This is a genomic window from Klebsiella sp. Shm-1, from assembly GCF_040804525.1.
GTDB lineage: Bacteria > Pseudomonadota > Gammaproteobacteria > Enterobacterales > Enterobacteriaceae > Klebsiella > Klebsiella pneumoniae.
The window spans coordinates 4093911-4111056 of the sequence record NZ_CP161823.1 but is presented as its reverse complement, the minus strand read 5'-3'; the positions used below and the strand labels follow the sequence as shown (position 1 = coordinate 4111056).

The following is a 17146-nucleotide window of genomic DNA, read 5'->3' as shown; positions in this document are numbered from 1 at the left end:
GTAGGCCGGGTAAGGCGCCAGCCGCCACCCGGCATAAACGCAGCTCCGTGCCTGATGCTATCGCCCGGTGGCGCTGCGCTTACCGGGCCTACGAGGTGTGATCGTGTGAGGGGCCCCGGTAGGCCGGGTAAGGCGTAGCCACCACCCGGCAATAAAGCGGCTCCGTGCCTGATGGCATCTCCTGGTGGCGCTGCGCTTACCGGGCCTACGATGTGTCAGCCTGTGAGAGGGCCCTGTAGGCCGGGTAAGGCGCAGCCGCCACCCGGCATAAACGCAGCTCCGTGCCTGATGCCATCGCCCGGCGGCGCCGTTGCTTGCCGGGCCTACAGACAGTCGGAGCCGGACGAGTAGGCCGGGTAAGGCGTAGCCGCCACCCGGCATAAACGCAGCTCCGTGCCTGATGCCATCGCCTGGCGGCGCAGTTGCTTGCCGGGCCTACAGACAGTCGGAGCCGGACGAGTAGGCCGGGTAAGGCGTAGCCGCCACCCGGCATAAACGCAGCTCCGTGCCTGATGCCATCGCCTGGCGGCGCAGTTGCTTGCCGGGCCTACAGACAGTCGGAGCCGGACGAGTAGGCCGGGTAAGGCGCCGCCGCCACCCGGCATAAACGCAGCTCCGTGCCTGATGCCATCGCCCGGCGGCGCCGTTGGACTGACCCCATAAAGTTGGATGGTTCATATTAAGCGGCTCTCAGAGCCTGGGTTCGGTACTCTACCGGACTCAGGCCTTTTAATTTCAGGCTTATCCGCTCGTTGTTGTAGTAATGGATATAGTCCTCTACGGCTTTTCTTAGCGCACTGACACTCCTGAACTCCCTCAGATAAAAACACTCCGATTTCAGGGTCCCGAAGAAGTTTTCCATCACTGCATTATCCAGGCAGTTTCCTTTACGCGACATACTCTGCGTCATCCCATGCGCCTTTAAACGTTCCTGATAGCTCCTCATCCTGTAATGCCAGCCCTGATCCGAGTGCAGCAGCGGAGCATCTCCCGGTCTGAGCTTCGGGAACGCACCGTCCAGCATCGTATTCACCATCTCCATCACCGGCCTTTCCGACAGGCTGTAGGCGATAACCTCCCGGTTAAACAGATCGAGAACTGACGACAGGTAAAGCTTTTTTCCCTGTACCGGGAACTCTGTCACATCTGTTACCCATTTTTCGTTGGCTTTTGACGCACCGAAGTTCCGGCTCAGGATATTGGGCGCGGCCTCGCCCGTTCTCCCTTTCCAGGCACGATATTTTTTCGCCCTTATCACAGACCGGAGTGACAGTTCTGCCATCAGCCGCTGCACTGTTTTATGGTTTATCCGCAGCCCCTGTTTTCTCAGTGCGAGCGTGATCCTGCGGTAGCCATAACGACCTTTGTGATAGTGGTATATCTTCCTGATGTTCTCTTTAAGACCCGCATACCTGTCCCCTTGCTTCAGTGCATTCATATTGTAATACCACGTGCTACGGGACATACCGGCCGCCCGCAGAAGGTCCCGCAGAGCGTGTTCATGCCTTAGTTCACTGATTATCAGGGCTTTTTGCCATTTTTTTCGCTCTGAACCAAGGCTTTCAACTTTTTTAGATAGGCATTCTCTGCCCGCAGATAACGCAGTTCGGCCCTGAGCTCTTCGGGGGAGAGTTTTTCCAGCTCTTTATCTGTCAGTGGTGGGATATTTTTTGGCTTTGTCATTTGTCCGGGCCGTCCGCATTGCATGTTTAAAAGACCTTCCGCTCCGGCATCGTTGTACACGTCGAGCCAGCGCCGGACAAGTATTTCTGCGGAGAGATTAAACCGGGCAGCCGCTTCACGCATCGTCAGGCGGTCACTGATAACCGCCCGGACGACCACGAGTTTAAATTCATCGGAATAATGATTATTTTTTGCAGTCAGGCCTTCTGCACCGTGGAACTGCCATGCCCTGACCCAGCGACGGACAGATGTTCTTTCAATACCAAAAAGGTCGGCTGTACTCTGTTCTCCGTCTTTACCGGACAAATAATGATTAACCACAGCCAGTTTTGTTTCAGGGGAATACTTTGGTTTAGCCATAAAATTGCACCTTACTCAGTTGGGTGTCCAACTTTTGGGGTGCAGTCCACGTTGCTTGCCGGGCCTGGAGACAGTCGGAGCCGGACAAGTAGGCCGGGTAAGGCGCAGCCGCCACCCGGCATAAAAGCAGCTCCGTGCCTGATGCCATCGACCGGCGGCGCAGTTGCTTGCCGGGCCTACAGACAGTCAGAGACGGACGAGTAGGCCGGGTAAGGCGTAGCCGCCATCCGGCGCAAATGTGCGCTAGCGTCCGCCCTGATACAGCGGCACCGCGGCGCCGCCGATATAACGACGGCGCAGCCAGGCGGAAAGGGTGTCCATGATCATCACCACCGCCACCAGCAGCAGGGTGATAAACATCACCACATCCCAGTTCCACAGACGCATATTCTCGGCATAGATAAGCCCGATACCGCCGGCGCCGACGAAGCCCAGCACCGCCGCGGAGCGGGTGTTGGATTCAATCTGATACAGGCTAAGCGCGAGGAAGGTCGGGAACGACTGGGTAAAAATGCCAAAGCGATGCTTTTGCAGGCCATTCGCGCCCACGGCGGTCAGCCCGCGCCCGGGAGATCGGTCCACGGCTTCGTGTCCTTCCGCGTACAGCCTTCCCAGCAGGCCGGTGTCCTGCATGATGATCGCCAGCACCCCTGCCAGCGGCCCGAGGCCGACCGCACGCACGAAAATCAGCCCCCAGATAGCCATGTCGATCCCGCGCAGCACATCAAACAGGCGGCGCATCAGCAGGGCGAGGGTCCCCAGCACCACGCCGCGCATGATGTTGCGGGCGGCGAAGAAGGAGAGCAGCAGCGCCAGCACCGTGGCGGTCAGCGTCCCGGCGAAGACGATGGCCAGGGTGACGCCGATTTGCGTAAAGTAATAGCCGAACGGCCAGTTCCAGAAGTCGTGCCAGACGAACATCCGCGCCAGGTAGCGGCCAATCTGCTGCAGGCCGGTGGTCAGCTGCTCGCCGCTGATGCCAAACTGCAGAAAAAACCAGACGTAATAGAGCACGCAGGCTAGCGCCACCAGCCCGACGTAGCGCAGGTAGCGCCCCTGGACCTGATAGAGCTGCTTATGCTGCCGCCGGCTGGCGGCGATATCCGGTTGCATGTGCCAGACGCTCATTTTTTCCCCTCCAGTACCCACAGGCGCAGACGACCGGACAGCATGTCCAGCGCCGACACCACCAGAATGATCAGCAGCAGGGTGATGCTCACCTGATCGTAGCGGTCGAGCTTGATGTTGGTCATCAGCTCCTGGCCGATGCCGCCCGCGCCCACCAGCCCGAGAATGGTCGACGAGCGGAAGTTGATTTCAAGCCGCATAAAGCCATAGGAGAGAAACAGCGGTTTCACTTGCGGCCAGAGGGCGAAGCGAATTTTCTGCAGCGGGGACGCGCCGCAGGCCGCCAGGCCGCGTACCGGTTTGTTTTGCGCGCTTTCCACCGCCTCGTAGAACAGTTTGGTCAGGCTGCCGACGGTATGCAGCATCAGCGCCAGAAAGCCCGGGATCGCGCCGATGCCGAACGCCATCACAAAGATCACCGCCCACGCCAGCTCGGGCATGGTGCGCAAAAACGCCACCAGCACGCGAATGGCAAAGCGCACCGGCGCCGGGGACCAGGCGTTATTGGCGGCAAGAAACGCGAAAACCGTGGCGATGGCGACCGCCACCAGGGTCGAGGCCAGCGCCAGCTGCAGGGTTTCCCAGATCAGCGGCAGCTGGATCGGCAGGCGATAGCCCCACCAGGCCAGCGACCCTTTGGTCTGCACATCGGCGAACAGGTTGCCGGCGCTCAGGGGCGGAATGGTCTCTGCCATATAGTCAAAGAAATGGGGCAGCGAGTGCCAGATAGTCAGCAGATTAAATTCCGCGGCGCTGCCGGCGGCAAAATAGAGCGCCAGCAGCAGCAGCGACCAGCAGACGGCATCGCGCTTTTGCCGCGAGCGTACCTGCTGGTAATAGCGTTCAAATTCGGTGTGGGTCGTCTTCATGCGTCGGGGATCTTCAACGTAGCGCCGCCGCTTACCCTGGGGCAAGCAGGCGGCGTTGAGGCAGGATTAACGCGCGCTCACCAGCTCGCGTTTCATATCAATAATCTGCTGGAAGTCAGCCACGCTGCCCGGGCCGATGTGCTGAGTACCGCCCATCGCTTTGATAAAGCAGGCGTGATCCTCGATGTCCAGCTTTTTCACTGCCGCCACGACCTTCGCCTTAAAGTCCGCCGGCAGCGCATTGCTCACCAGGATCGGGCCGTTCGGGATCAGCGGCGATTGCCAGATAATGCGGATCTGCTTCATCAGATCCGGATGATCCATGCGAATCAGGCGGTTGAACGCGCCGGTAGTGTAGCCGGTGTTGTAATCGCCAACCATCGAGGCCCACGTGACCGCGCCCGCGAACTGGCCATTCAGCACGCCGAGGATGTCCTGCTCATGGCCGCCGGAGAAGGTGACGCTGGAGAAGGTGTTGTTGTATTTGTTGTCGGCGTTACCGCCAAATTTTTCTTTAAACGCATGGTTAGGGATCAGATACCCGGAAGTGGAATCCGGATCGGCGAAGCCGAAGGCTTTGCCTTTTAAATCGTCCAGCGTTTTGTAGGGGGAGTCGGCTTTGACGATCACCACCGAGTGATAGCCGCGAGACTGATCTTTGTCGTCCACGGCGATGCCGACGATATCCACCGCTTTCGGATTATTGAGATAAACCGAGGCGTAGGAGGAGGGGGACATGCTCAGCACCACGTCGACTTTGCCCCCCAGCAGGCCCTGGATCACCCCGGAATAGTCGGAAGAGTTGCGCAGTTTGGTATCCACGTTCAGCTCTTTATCGAGGAAGGCCTTCACGCACTGGTTATCGCCGATTTGCTGGGTGGCGTTCTGGCCGCCGAGAATGCCCAGATTGAGCTCTTTCGGCTGCGCCGCCGCTGCCTGCCATGCCATCATTATGCCCGCGACCATTGCGGATAAACGAACTGCGCCAGTCATATATTTTTTCATTATGTTGCCCGTGTGAGTGAAATTAATGCAATTGGCTAACTTCATCGCCGTACAGCCGCTGCAGCACATCCTGCGTCAGCCGGGAGGGGTGATCGTCAAAAATAAGCTGGCCGCTGGCGACGCCGATAACCCGGGTGCAGTAGGCCCTGACCAGCTCCACCGAATGCAGGTTTACCATCACGCTGATACCCTGCTCGCTAATCTCGCGCAGCACATCCATGATGCGCTGAGTGTTTTTCGGATCCAGCGAGGCGACAGGCTCGTCGGCCAGCAGGATCCCGGGGTTTTGCATCAGCGCCCGGCAGATCGCCACCCGCTGCATCTGCCCGCCGGAGAGGTTCTCCGCCCGCTGCAGCGCGTGCGGCAGCATGTTCATCCACTCAAGCAGCGCAATGGCGCGCGCCCGGTCGGCTGCGGGAAAGATTTTAAACAGCGATTTCAGGGTTGAAGTCTGGCTGAGGCGGCCCAGCAGGACGTTGGTGAGCACGTCGAGGCGCGGCACCAGGCAGAAGTCCTGAAAAATCATTCCGCAGTGGCTACGCCAGGCATTGAGCGCGCGGCCTTTCAGCTGTGAGACATCGTGCGGGGTACCGACTTCCGGGTAGCTAAGAATTTCTCCGCCGCTGGCGCTGTGGGTGCCGTTGAGGACATGCAGGAGCGTCGATTTACCGGCGCCGGAGCGGCCAATGACCCCGACCATTTCCCCGGCGTGCAGATCAAAGCTGATGCCGTCCAGCACTTTGTGCTGGGCTTGATAAGCTTTACTCAGATTACGCACGCTTAAGACCTTCCGCTGCCGGCCGGCAGCGAGATCGGTGAACGGCTGGAAATCAGTTTCGGCCACCGCGGCAAGAGAGCTGTTCATAAGAGTGTCCAGGTTCGTCATTAACTGGCCACTATTAATAGGTCTTTATATGAAATTTCGATGACGGTATTGCGAACAAAGCGTGAACTGGCGTGAAAGAGCGACGGCCAGCGGCTCAACGCGTGCGGCTTGCCGGCGGCTGGCGAAGCGCCGAAAAGCCGCTATGCTTTGGAGGACGCGGGGACAGACCGGTTCGTAGGCGTAGACAGCCTTCGGCAATCTTCGCTTAATCTTGATGAAGAAGACTGTTTAATCGAATAGATAATGCGTCTGCCTTTGTTTAGCATTCAACATCCCGCATGTATTAACATATACATAACTATTTTGTGCGGCAGGTTAATCTATTCATGAGTCTTATGTGTTGGTGAATCATCCTGGTTTTTGTTTATTTGTAGATTTATATCCTTTCTTTTGTGCTAAATCCGGTTTATTTGATAAGTCATTCAAGAGTTCCATTAAGAATATTCCTAACATAATAGGGCGAAGATCCTGGATAATATAAAGCGCAGATAAGAATTGACGGTTATATTACCAATAACCTTATGAAAATAAATGTCTTTTTCTGGCGCTCAAAAATTTGATATTTTCAGTTTTTGTAAATATTGACCTGGGCGCGAAATTCATTGCCTTTCCGCATGTTGACACTCCATAGGAAAAAACTTAAATTCAACGCCAAGCAGAAAATAATTATAGTTTAATCCCCCGCTTATCCAATATTGATAAGTAATGCGTGTCTTATTTAATGGCGATTTATTAAAGGAAACGAATACGCCAGTAAACTTTATAGGCCTGGCAAGCAGTGACGTTGTAAAAATGATTACTTCAAGGACTATGAGGTTAAAAACTATATGGAATATAAAAGCTGTTCCGATAAGTATATTTGGTCTGCCGATGACTCCTATTTCTATAAAGGACTGTCCGAACTGATTGTAGACATCGACGAATTAATTTATCTCTCACTGGAGAAAATCAGAAAAGATTTTGTGTTTATCAATCTCAATACGGCTTCATTAAACGAATTTATCAGGCGCGACAGCGAATGGCTATCCGCGGTAAAGGGGAAACAGGTCGTATTGATTGCGGCCAGGAAATCAGAGGCCTTAGCGAACTACTGGTATTACAATAGCGATATTCGCGGCGTGGTATATGTTGGTCTGAGTCGCGATATTCGAAAAGAACTGGCCTATGTAATTAATGGCAGGTTTCTCCGCAAAGATATTAAGAAAGATAAAATTACAGATCGGGAAATGAAAATTATCCGCATGACCGCCCAGGGCATGCAGCCGAAATCGATCGCCAGAATTGAAAATTGTAGCGTGAAGACAGTGTATACCCATCGGCGTAATGCTGAGGCCAAACTGTATTCCAAAATATATAAGTTAGTTCAGTAACACCCAGGCAATTCTGTTTTTTAAATGGTTCACCGGGACATCATGTCCTTAATTCAACTCAGGATGAAAAAGCGATGAAAAAAAAGGTTCTGGCAATAGCTCTGGTAACGGCGTTTACCGGTATGGGCGTGGCGCAGGCTGCTGACGTAACGGCTCAGGCTGTAGCGACCTGGTCTGCGACCGCTAAAAAAGACACCACCAGCAAGCTGGTTGTGACCCCGCTCGGCAGCCTGGCGTTCCAGTACGCCGAAGGCATTAAAGGCTTTAACTCGCAGAAAGGTCTGTTTGACGTGGCGATTGAGGGGGACACAACGGCGACCGCCTTTAAGCTGACCTCGCGTCTTATCACCAACACCTTAACCCAGCTGGATACCTCCGGCTCCACGCTGAGCGTGGGCGTGGATTATAACGGCGCCGCGGTGGAAAAAACTGGCGATACCGTGATGATCGATACCGCCAACAATATTATGGGCGGCAACCTCAGCGCGCTGGCTAATGGCTACAACGCCAGCGGCCGTACCACAGCGCAGGATGGTTTCACTTTCTCCATCATCAGCGGCACCACCAACGGCACCACCGCCGTGACCGATTACAGCACTCTGCCGGAAGGGATCTGGAGCGGCGACGTCAGCGTACAGTTCGACGCCACCTGGACCAGCTGATCCTTCTGATGCACCAGCAGGGGGATCTCCCCCTGCTTTTTTCACGGACGGAATTGTTATGAAAAAGCACCTTCTGGCCCTCGGGCTGCTGCTTGCCGGGGTGTCGCCGGCGCAGGCGTTGGATGTCGGCGATATTTCATCCTTTATGAACAGCGGCAGCAGCACGCTGAGCAAAACGATCAAGAACAGCACAGACAGCGGTCGATTGATCAATATCCATCTCGAACGGCTCTCTTCCCCGCTGGACGGCGGGCAGGTTATCCCGATGGACAAACCGGATGAGGTATTGCTCACTCCCGCCAGCCTGCTGCTACCCGCCCAGGCCAGCGATGTGATCCGCTTCTTCTACAAAGGCCCGGCGGATGACAAAGAGCGCTACTACCGCATTGTCTGGTTCGATCAGGCGCTCAGCGATGCCCAACGCGATAACGCCAACCGCAGCGCGGTGGCCACTGCTTCCGCCCGCATCGGCACCATCCTGGTGGTGGCGCCCCGGCAGGTGAACTATCGCTTTCAGTACGCCAACGGCTCTCTGACCAACACCGGGAATGCGACGCTGCGGATCCTCGCCTACGGCCCCTGCCTGAAGGCCGCCGATGGTAAGGAATGTAAAGAGAATTACTACCTGATGCCGGGTAAATCGCGCCGTTTTACGCGCGTGGACACGGCGGATAAAAAAGGACGGGTGGCGCTTTGGCAGGGTGAGCAGTTTGTTCCCGTGAAATAGACAGCTGTGCAGATGGATAACGACGATGCCTCAACGATGGATTACCCCAGGACTGAAAACACGGCTTGCCTTCGGCATGATCTTTTTGTTCGTTCAGCCCGACGTCAGCGCTGCTGCCGCAGGCGCGCAGCAGATTGGCGGGGTGATTATTCCGCAGGCCTTCAGCCAGGCGCTGCAGGACGGCATGAGCGTCCCGCTCTATATTCATCTCGCCGGCAGCCAGAGCACCCGGGACGATCAGCGGATCGGCAGCGCCTTTATCTGGCTGGACGGCGGCCAGCTGCGCGTCCGGCAGATCCAGCTGGAGGAGAGCGAAGGTAACGCCAGCGTCAGCGAACAGACCCGCCAGCAGCTGATTGGCCTGGCCAACGCCCCGTTCAGCGAGGCGCTCACCATTCCCCTGACCGACAACGCACAGCTGGATCTCAGCCTGCGCCAGCTGCTGTTGCAGCTGGTGGTCAAGCGCGAGGCGCTGGGCACCGTCCTGCGCTCGCGCAGCGAAGATATCGGTCAGTCCAGCGTGAACACCCTCAGCAGCAACCTGAGCTATAACCTCGGCGTCTATAACAACCAGATGCGTAACGGCGGGAGCAACACCTCCAGCTACCTGTCGCTGAACAACGTCACGGCGCTGCGGGAGCATCACGTGGTGCTCGACGGCTCGCTGTACGGAATCGGCAGCGGTCAGCAGGACAGTGAATTATATAAGGCCATGTATGAGCGCGATTTCGCCGGCCACCGCTTTGCCGGCGGGATGCTTGACACCTGGAACCTGCAGTCCCTGGGACCGATGACCGCTATTTCGGCCGGTAAGATTTACGGCCTTTCCTGGGGGAACCAGGCCAGCTCCACCGTCTTCGACAACAGCCAGTCGGCCACGCCGGTGATCGCCTTTCTGCCGGCGGCGGGCGAGGTGCATCTCACCCGTGACGGTCGGTTGCTGAGCGTCCAGAACTTCGCCATGGGCAACCATGAAGTGGATACCCGCGGCCTGCCGTACGGTATTTACGACGTGGAAGTGGAGGTGATCGTCAATGGTCGGGTGGTCAGCAAACGCACCCAGCGGGTCAATAAGCTGTTCAGCCGGGGACGCGGCGCCGGCGCGCCGCTGGCGTGGCAGGTATGGGGCGGCAGTTTTCATATGGATCGCTGGTCAGAGAGCGGGAAAAAGACCCGGCCGGCGAAAGAGAGCTGGCTGGCAGGCCTTTCGGCCTCCGGGTCGCTCAGCACCCTGAGCTGGGCGGCTACGGGCTATGGCTACGACAACCAGGCGGTGGGGGAAACCCGCCTGACGCTACCGCTGGGCGAGTCGATCAACGTTAATCTGCAAAACATGCTGGCCAGCGATAGCTCGTGGAGCAGCGTCGGCAGCATCAGCGCCACGTTGCCCGGGGGATTCAGTTCAGTGTGGGTTAACCAGGAGAGAACCCGCATTGGCGATCAATTGCGGCGCAGCGATGCCGACAACCGGGCGATCGGCGGCACCCTCAACCTGAACGCGCTGTGGTCGAAGCTGGGGACGTTCAGCGTCAGCTACAACGATGACCGTCGCTACAACAGCCATTACTACACCGCGGATTACTATCAGACGGTCTACAGCGGCGCCTTTGGCTCGCTCGGCCTGCGGGCGGGGATCCAGCGCTATAACAATGGCGACAGCAGCGCCAACACCGGGAAATATATCGCCCTCGATCTGTCGCTGCCGCTGGGCAACTGGTTCAGCGCCGGGATGACCCATCAGAACGGCTACACCATGGCTAACCTCTCAGCGCGCAAGCAGTTTGATGAAGGCACTATTCGCACCATCGGCGCCAATCTGTCGCGGGCCATCTCCGGCGATACCGGGGATGACAAAACCCTCAGCGGCGGCGCGTATGCCCAGTTCGACGCCCGCTACGCCAGCGGCACGCTGAACGTCAACAGCGCGGCGGACGGCTACGTCAACACCAACCTCACCGCCAGCGGCAGCGTCGGCTGGCAGGGCAAAAATATCGCCGCCAGCGGACGAACCGACGGCAACGCCGGGGTGATCTTCAACACCGGGCTGGAGGACGATGGTCAGATTAGCGCCAGGGTTAACGGGCGGATCTTCCCGCTCAGCGGCAAGCGTAACTACCTGCCGCTCTCTCCCTATGGTCGCTATGAGGTGGAGCTGCAGAACAGCAAAAACTCGCTCGACAGCTACGACATCGTCAGCGGGCGCAAGAGTCATCTGACCCTTTATCCGGGCAACGTCGCGGTGATTGAGCCAGAGGTGAAGCAGATGGTCACCGTCTCCGGCCGTATTCGTGCAGAAGACGGCACGCTGTTGGCGAATGCGCGGATTAACAACCATATCGGCCGTACCCGCACCGATGAAAACGGCGAGTTTGTCATGGACGTGGATAAGAAATACCCCACTATCGATTTCAGCTACGGCGGCAATAAAACCTGCGAAGTGGCGCTGGAGCTCAGCCAGGCGCGCGGCGCCGTCTGGGTCGGGGATGTGGTCTGCAGCGGCCTCTCGTCGTGGGCGGCGGTGCAGCAGTCAGGAGAAGAGAATGAAAGTTAATGCACTGATGGCGCTGGCGATCCTCGCGCTGCTCTGGCCGGCAGCCGCGCTCAGGGCGGCGGTGACCAAGACCACCTGGTCGGATGCGCCGGCGCGCGAGTTTGTGTTTGTGGAAAACAACTCCGACGACAACTTTTTCGTCACCCCCGGCGGGGCGCTGGATCCGCGTATGACCGGCGCTAACCGCTGGACCGGCTTAAAATACACCGGCTCCGGGACCATCTATCAGCAGAGTCTCGGCTATATCGATAACGGCTACAACACCGGGCTCAATGCCAACTGGAAGTTTGATATGTGGCTGGAAAACTCACCGGTTTCACACCCCTTAACCGGCCTGCGCTGCATCAACTGGTACGCCGGCTGCGATATGGCTACCAGCCTGATCCTGCCGCAGACCACCGACGCCAGCGGGTTTTACGGCGCGACGGTGACCAGCGGCGGTGCGAAGTGGATGCACGGCATGATGTCGGACGCCTTCTATCAATATCTGCAGCAGATGCCGGTCGGCGGCAGCTTTACGATGACCATTAATGCCTGTCAGACCTCGGTGAACTACGATGCCAGCAGCGGCGCGCGCTGTAAGGATCAGGCCTCCGGTAACTGGTATGTGCGCAACGTCACCCACACCAAAGCCGCGAACTTGCGGTTGATTAATACCCACTCGCTGGCGGAGGTGTTTATCAACAGCGATGGCGTGCCGACCCTCGGGGAAGGGAACGCCGACTGCCGGACGCAGACCATCGGCAGCCGCTCAGGATTAAGCTGTAAGATGGTCAACTATACCTTGCAGACCAACGGCTTAAGCAACACCTCGATCCATATTTTCCCGGCGATCGCCAACTCGTCGTTGGCCTCGGCCGTCGGGGCGTACGATATGCAGTTCAGCCTCAACGGCAGCTCCTGGAAGCCGGTGAGCAATACCGCTTATTACTACACTTTCAACGAGATGAAGAGCTCAGACTCGATCTATGTTTTCTTCTCCAGCAACTTCTTTAAGCAGATGGTGAACCTCGGGATCAGCGATATCAACACCAAGGATCTGTTCAACTTTCGCTTTCAGAACACCACCTCGCCGGAGTCAGGCTGGTATGAGTTTTCCACCTCCAACACGCTGATTATCAAGCCCCGTGATTTCAGCATCAGCATTATCTCCGACGAATATACCTCGGCGCCGTCGCGCGAGGGGTATGTCGGCAGCGGCGAACCGGCGCTCGATTTCGGCTACATCGTCACCACCAGCGGTAAAACGGCCGCCGATGAAGTGCTGATCAAGGTGACCGGACCGGCGCAGGTGATTGGCGGGCGTTCCTACTGTCTCTTCAGCTCCGATGACGGTACGGCGAAAGTGCCGTTCCCGGCGACGCTCTCTTTTATCACCCGCAGCGGCACGACGCAGACCTACGATGCCGGGTGCGATGACAGCTGGCGGGATATGACCGATGCGCTGTGGCTGACCACGCCGTGGACCGATATCTCCGGCGAAGTGGGGCAGATGGATAAGACCACGGTGAAATTTTCGATTCCGATGGATAACGCCATTTCGCTGCGGACGGTAGACGATAACGGCTGGTTTGGCGAAGTCAGCGCTTCAGGAGAGATTCATGTCCAGGCGACGTGGCGCAACATTAACTAAGGCCCTGCTGACGGTGGGCTGCCTGCTGGCAGCGCCGCTGGCGCAGGCGATCTCGGTCGGCAACCTGACCTTTTCCCTGCCGGCTGAAGCGGATTTCGCCAGCAAACGGGTGGTCAACAATAATAAAAGCGCGCGGCTGTACCGCATCGCCGTCAGCGCCATCGATCGCCCGGGCGGCAGCGAAGTCCGCTCCCGGCCGGTGGATGGCGAACTGCTGTTCGCCCCCCGCCAGCTGGTGCTGCAGGCAGGTGAGAGCGAGTATTTTAAATTTTACTATCATGGGCCGCGGGATAACCGCGAGCGCTACTATCGGGTCTCGTTTCGCGAAATCCCCACCCGCAACCTGACGAGGCGCAGCCCGACCGGCGGCGAGGTCAGCATGGAGCCGGTGGTGGTGATGGATACCATTCTGGTGGTGCGCCCGCGCGAAGTGCAGTTTAAATGGTCTTTCGATAAGGTGGCCGGGACGGTGAGCAACACCGGCAATACCTGGTTTAAGCTGCTGATTAAGCCCGGATGCGATTCGACCGAAGAGGAGGGGGACGCCTGGTATCTGCGTCCCGGGGACGTGGTTCGCCAGCCGGCGCTGCGCCAGCCGGGGAACCACTATCTGGTCTATAACGACAAATTTATTAAGATCAGCGATACCTGTCCGCTGAAGCCCCGTCCCGCGGAGTGAGCCTTATCTGGTGGCCGCGCGGCGGGTAAAGCGCCGGCTGGCCAGCAGGCTCAGACCGCAGCACAGCAGGTAGTACACCGCGCCGGTGAAGACGAAGATCGCCAGGGGATAGATCTGCACCCGGTTGTTGACCTGGCCGGCCACGGTGGTCAGCTCCGGGACGTTGACGATAAACGCCAGCGAAGTGTCCTTCAGCAGGCCGATAAAGATCCCCACCAGCGACGGCTGAACGTTGCGCAGCGCCTGCGGGAGCAGCACCAGGCGCAGCGTTTGCCCGGGAGCGAACCCCTGGGTCAGCGCCGCCTCATACTGTCCTTTCGGCAGCGACTGCAGCCCGGCCAGCACCGAGTGCATCACCGAGGCGGCGGTAAACCACGCCAGCGCCAGGGTCACGGTCACCGCGCCGGGCAGATCGCCGCCGGTCAGCATCGGCAGCAGATACCACAGCCAGAAGATGACAAATATCAGCGGGATGCCGCGGATAATTTCCGCCCACAGAAACAGCAGACGCCGCACCAGCCCGCCGTAGCGCCAGGCCAGGCCCGCCAGCGCAATGCCTCCCGGCAGCGCCAGCAGGGTGGCGCCGATGGCCATCAGCAGGGTCAGCGCCACGCCGCCGGGCTGGCCCTCCGCCAGTCGGCCCCACAGCAGGTAATCGAGGTTATCGGCGATCACCGCCAGATTAGCGTTCATGTCGGGCGCTCCGTTGCAGTTTTCTTCCCGGGCCGAGACGCGTGAGCGCCACGCCCATCGCCACCCCCAGCGCCAGGTACAGCGCGGTTCCGACGGCAAACGCCTCCAGGGCGTGCGCGTTATAGCTCTCAATCTGCCGCACCTGATAGGTCAGTTCCGCAAAGCCGATGCCGCTGGCCAGCGATGAGAGTTTCATCAGGTTAAGATACTGGCCGACAATCGGCTGCCAGGCGTTGGCCAGCCCCTGCGGCAGGAGGATAAAGCGCAGCTCCTGCCACGGCGTAAAGCCCTGCGACAGCGCGGCTTCCCGCTGCCCGGGGCTGACGGCGCGCAGTCCGGAGGCGATCTCTTCCACCAGAAAGGCGGAGGTAAAGACCCCCAGCCCCCACATTGAGCAGAGGAACTCCGGCGTCAGCCACCAGACGTTGCCCGGCAGAATGGACCAGGCGTGTTCGTCGTTCACCACCTCCTTCACCGCCAGCGGCAGCAGGTTCCAGGCGGCAAAGTACCAGAACAGCAGCTGGACCAGCAGCGGAGTGTTGCGAAACAACGAGACCCACGCGGCCACCAGTCCGCGCCCCGCGCGTCCGCCGCCGAGGCGCAGGGCCAGCAGCAGGACCGCCAGCAGGGTGGCGAGCAGGATCCCGGCGACGCTGACCCAGACGGTGGTGAGAAAACCAGAGATAATCCATTGCAACGGCTGCCCGCTCAGGACGCCGTGCCAGTCAAGCATCGGCGTCACTCGAGGCTCTCCTGGTGCAGCGGATCCAGCACCTTCTGCAGAAAACGCCGCGCGCGGGCATGCTGCGGATGGGCGAAAAACTCAGCCGGCGGGGCGACTTCGAGGATGTCGCCGCCGTCGATAAACACCACCCGGTCGGCAATTTCGCGGGCAAACTGCATCTCGTGGGTCACCACCAGCATGGTGATCCCGCTGTGGGCGAGGGTTTTCATCACCTGCAGCACTTCGCCGATCATCTCCGGGTCGAGCGCCGAGGTGGGCTCATCGAACAGGATAATCTGCGGTGAGGAGGCCAGGGCGCGGGCGATGGCCACCCGCTGCTGCTGGCCGCCGGAGAGCTGCGCCGGCATCTGCTGCGCTTTTTCTTCCAGTCCGACCTGGCGCAGCAGCGCCAGCGCCCGCGCCTGAGCCGCGCTTTTTTCCCAGCCATGAACGCGCTCCAGCGCCAGAGTGATGTTCTCCTGCGCCGTCAGGTGGGCATAAAGGTTGAACTGCTGGAAGACAAAGCCGACGCGGCTGCGCAGCTGGCGCAAGGCGTTGCCGCTCAGCCGGCTGGTGGGTTTGCCGTCGATCAGGATCTCGCCGCCGCTTAAGGATTCGAGCTGGTTGATCAAGCGGATCAGCGTCGATTTTCCCGATCCGGAAGGGCCGAGGATCGCCACCACTTCGCCGGGCTCGACCTGCAGGTTGATCGCGTTAAGTACCTGATGATCGCCGTAGCGCTTGGCCACATCACGGAACGTAATGCTGGCGCGCTGCAGACGTGAAAAATCCGCGGCCGGAGCCGCGGAGTGGGAGAGTAAACCCGAGAACATATTATTTCGCTTCTATGGTAAAGGCGCGCGGCTGCGGCGTTTTGGTGGCAGGGCCAAACCAGACATCGTAAATTTTCGCGGCTTCGCCGGTTTTCTCCAGCTTCACCAGCTCATCGTTGACGGCCTTCAGCAGGGCCGGTTCGCCTTTCTTCACGCCCACGCCAATCTCTTCTTTGCTGAGCAGGTCGGGCAGAATTTTAAACTTGGCTTTATCCGGCGCTTCCGCCAGCAGACCGGCGAGGATGGTGCTGTCCTGGGTGATGGCCTGGACGTTGCCGTTGCGCAGGGCGGTCAGGGCCAGCGGAATATCGTCATAGGAGAGGACGCGAGCCTGCGGGAAACGCTGGTGCAGGGCCTGTTCGCCGGTGGTGCCTTTCACCGCGCCGATGCGCGCTTTGCTGTACTCATCGAGCTTATCCGGAGAGCCGGCCGGCACGAGGAACTGCTGGCCGGTGACGAAATACGGCGTTGAGAAATCAATAACCTGGGCCCGCTCCGGGGTGATGGTAATGTCGGCGACGATCAGGTCGGCTTTGCCGGACTGCAGCAGCGGAATACGGTTGGCTGGGTTGGTGGCCACCAGCTCGAGTTTGACGCCGAGCGCTTTCGCCAGCGCCTGGGCAAAGTCGACGTCGTAGCCGACGATATGGTGGGTTTTGGCGTCCACGGAGCCGAACGGCGGGTTGGCGTCGAAGGTGGCGACTTTTACGACGCCAGCGGCTTTGATGTCAGCCAGCTGGTCCGCCTGTGCCTGCGAGGCGAGCAGCAGCATACCCAGCGCCAGTGCGATTTTTGTGGTTTTATTGCGCATAGTTTTTCCCCTGAATCCCTGTTTTGTTTTGTGGACATCACGCTCCCACAAATTGCCCGTCGGCGGCAAAGAAGAAAAAATTCTTATCTATAACCAAAAAGAACTTAACAAACCTATGGGTATTCTTTATGCGCCGCTGGCTTTTACCAGGACGGCAACGACTGCCGGGCGGTCCCCTCTCCCTCAGGGAGAGGGCCAGGGAGAGGGTGATAGGACCGGGGGTAATATGCGCCAGCCAGGATTGCAAATTCGGAATTAATATTTCCCGCGCCCGGCCAACTGTGGTTGAAATAGACCCAGGCGATTCGCTTCCCGACAGAGGAGAAAACGAAAGTGGCATTGTGGCAACGGTTAACGGGCTGGCTGGCTTTTTTGTCCAACGGTGAAGCCGGACAGCAGGATACCCAGCGCGTCATGGAGGCGATCCTGCCGGTAGCCAGCCTCTACGGCGTGGACATTGGCAACGTGGAAACCCGGTGGTTCCGTCATGATAAGACATACTGAGCGACGCAGGACGCGAGAAGCCTACTGG

At 58.7% G+C, this 17146-nt stretch carries 16 protein-coding genes; 7 read left to right on the top strand and 9 right to left on the bottom strand.

Going from position 1 to position 17146, the window contains the following annotated elements:
• Window positions 1–679: 679 nt before the first annotated feature.
• From AB1E37_RS20210 to phnC, 5 genes are all read right to left on the bottom strand, one after another.
• Window positions 680–2043, bottom strand: a protein-coding gene (locus tag AB1E37_RS20210) for an IS3-like element ISKpn1 family transposase (RefSeq protein ID WP_085955203.1) whose coding sequence is annotated in 2 segments (ribosomal slippage) — window positions 680–1575 and window positions 1575–2043 — 1365 coding nt in all. Because the reading frame shifts where the segments join, the coding sequence is not laid out codon by codon here.
• A gap of 243 nt (window positions 2044–2286) precedes the next feature.
• Window positions 2287–3171, bottom strand: a complete 885-nt coding sequence (phnE, locus tag AB1E37_RS20205) for a phosphonate ABC transporter, permease protein PhnE (protein WP_004222879.1) — start codon at window positions 3169–3171, stop codon at window positions 2287–2289.
• A complete protein-coding gene (phnE, locus tag AB1E37_RS20200) occupies window positions 3168–4040 on the bottom strand; it encodes a phosphonate ABC transporter, permease protein PhnE (RefSeq protein WP_002890001.1) in 873 nt (290 codons plus the stop codon). Before phnE (AB1E37_RS20200) ends, phnE (AB1E37_RS20205) begins: the two co-directional genes overlap by 4 nt.
• 66 nt (window positions 4041–4106) lie before the next feature.
• A complete protein-coding gene (gene phnD, locus AB1E37_RS20195) occupies window positions 4107–5045 on the bottom strand; it encodes a phosphonate ABC transporter substrate-binding protein (RefSeq protein ID WP_029883981.1) in 939 nt (312 codons plus the stop codon).
• Between the two features lie 22 nt (window positions 5046–5067).
• A complete protein-coding gene (gene phnC / locus AB1E37_RS20190) occupies window positions 5068–5910 on the bottom strand; it encodes a phosphonate ABC transporter ATP-binding protein (RefSeq protein WP_004177295.1) in 843 nt (280 codons plus the stop codon).
• A gap of 848 nt (window positions 5911–6758) precedes the next feature.
• Between phnC and AB1E37_RS20185 the strand changes: the two genes are divergently transcribed.
• From AB1E37_RS20185 to AB1E37_RS20160, 6 genes are all read left to right on the top strand, one after another.
• The gene (locus tag AB1E37_RS20185) at window positions 6759–7301 is read left to right on the top strand and encodes a helix-turn-helix transcriptional regulator (protein ID WP_004144585.1); all 543 of its coding nucleotides are present in this window, start codon (window positions 6759–6761) and stop codon (window positions 7299–7301) included.
• Between the two features lie 74 nt (window positions 7302–7375).
• Window positions 7376–7963, top strand: a complete 588-nt coding sequence (gene ecpA, locus AB1E37_RS20180; protein ID WP_002890053.1) for a common pilus major fimbrillin subunit EcpA — start codon at window positions 7376–7378, stop codon at window positions 7961–7963.
• Between the two features lie 58 nt (window positions 7964–8021).
• A complete protein-coding gene (locus AB1E37_RS20175) occupies window positions 8022–8690 on the top strand; it encodes a fimbrial chaperone EcpB (RefSeq protein ID WP_004144586.1) in 669 nt (222 codons plus the stop codon).
• Between the two features lie 25 nt (window positions 8691–8715).
• A complete protein-coding gene (locus tag AB1E37_RS20170) occupies window positions 8716–11241 on the top strand; it encodes a fimbrial biogenesis outer membrane usher protein (RefSeq protein ID WP_004222889.1) in 2526 nt (841 codons plus the stop codon).
• Window positions 11231–12874, top strand: coding sequence for a fimbrial adhesin EcpD (ecpD, locus tag AB1E37_RS20165; RefSeq protein WP_002890060.1), 1644 nt, complete (start codon window positions 11231–11233; stop codon window positions 12872–12874). The genes AB1E37_RS20170 and ecpD overlap by 11 nt, the downstream gene beginning before the upstream one ends.
• Window positions 12843–13553, top strand: coding sequence for a fimbria/pilus periplasmic chaperone (locus AB1E37_RS20160; RefSeq protein WP_002890061.1), 711 nt, complete (start codon window positions 12843–12845; stop codon window positions 13551–13553). The genes ecpD and AB1E37_RS20160 overlap by 32 nt, the downstream gene beginning before the upstream one ends.
• Before the next feature lie 3 nt (window positions 13554–13556).
• On the opposite strand, the gene AB1E37_RS20155 is transcribed toward AB1E37_RS20160, so the two are convergent.
• The 4 genes from AB1E37_RS20155 to AB1E37_RS20140 are packed head-to-tail and all read right to left on the bottom strand — an operon-like array spanning window position 13557 to window position 16614.
• A complete protein-coding gene (locus AB1E37_RS20155) occupies window positions 13557–14246 on the bottom strand; it encodes an amino acid ABC transporter permease (RefSeq protein WP_004177292.1) in 690 nt (229 codons plus the stop codon).
• Window positions 14236–14988 (bottom strand): amino acid ABC transporter permease, encoded by a 753-nt coding sequence (locus AB1E37_RS20150; RefSeq protein ID WP_004177291.1) that lies wholly within the window; start codon window positions 14986–14988, stop codon window positions 14236–14238. The genes AB1E37_RS20155 and AB1E37_RS20150 overlap by 11 nt, the downstream gene beginning before the upstream one ends.
• Complete coding sequence (locus AB1E37_RS20145; protein ID WP_004222892.1) at window positions 14985–15803, bottom strand: amino acid ABC transporter ATP-binding protein; 819 nt, start codon at window positions 15801–15803, stop codon at window positions 14985–14987. Before AB1E37_RS20145 ends, AB1E37_RS20150 begins: the two co-directional genes overlap by 4 nt.
• A 1-nt stretch (window position 15804) precedes the next feature.
• A complete protein-coding gene (locus tag AB1E37_RS20140) occupies window positions 15805–16614 on the bottom strand; it encodes an ABC transporter substrate-binding protein (protein ID WP_002890106.1) in 810 nt (269 codons plus the stop codon).
• A gap of 333 nt (window positions 16615–16947) precedes the next feature.
• On the opposite strand from AB1E37_RS20140, the gene AB1E37_RS20135 reads away from it, so the two are divergent.
• Entirely contained in the window at window positions 16948–17118 is a 171-nt protein-coding gene (locus AB1E37_RS20135) for a hypothetical protein (RefSeq protein WP_002890108.1), read from the top strand.
• Window positions 17119–17146: the final 28 nt, after the last annotated feature.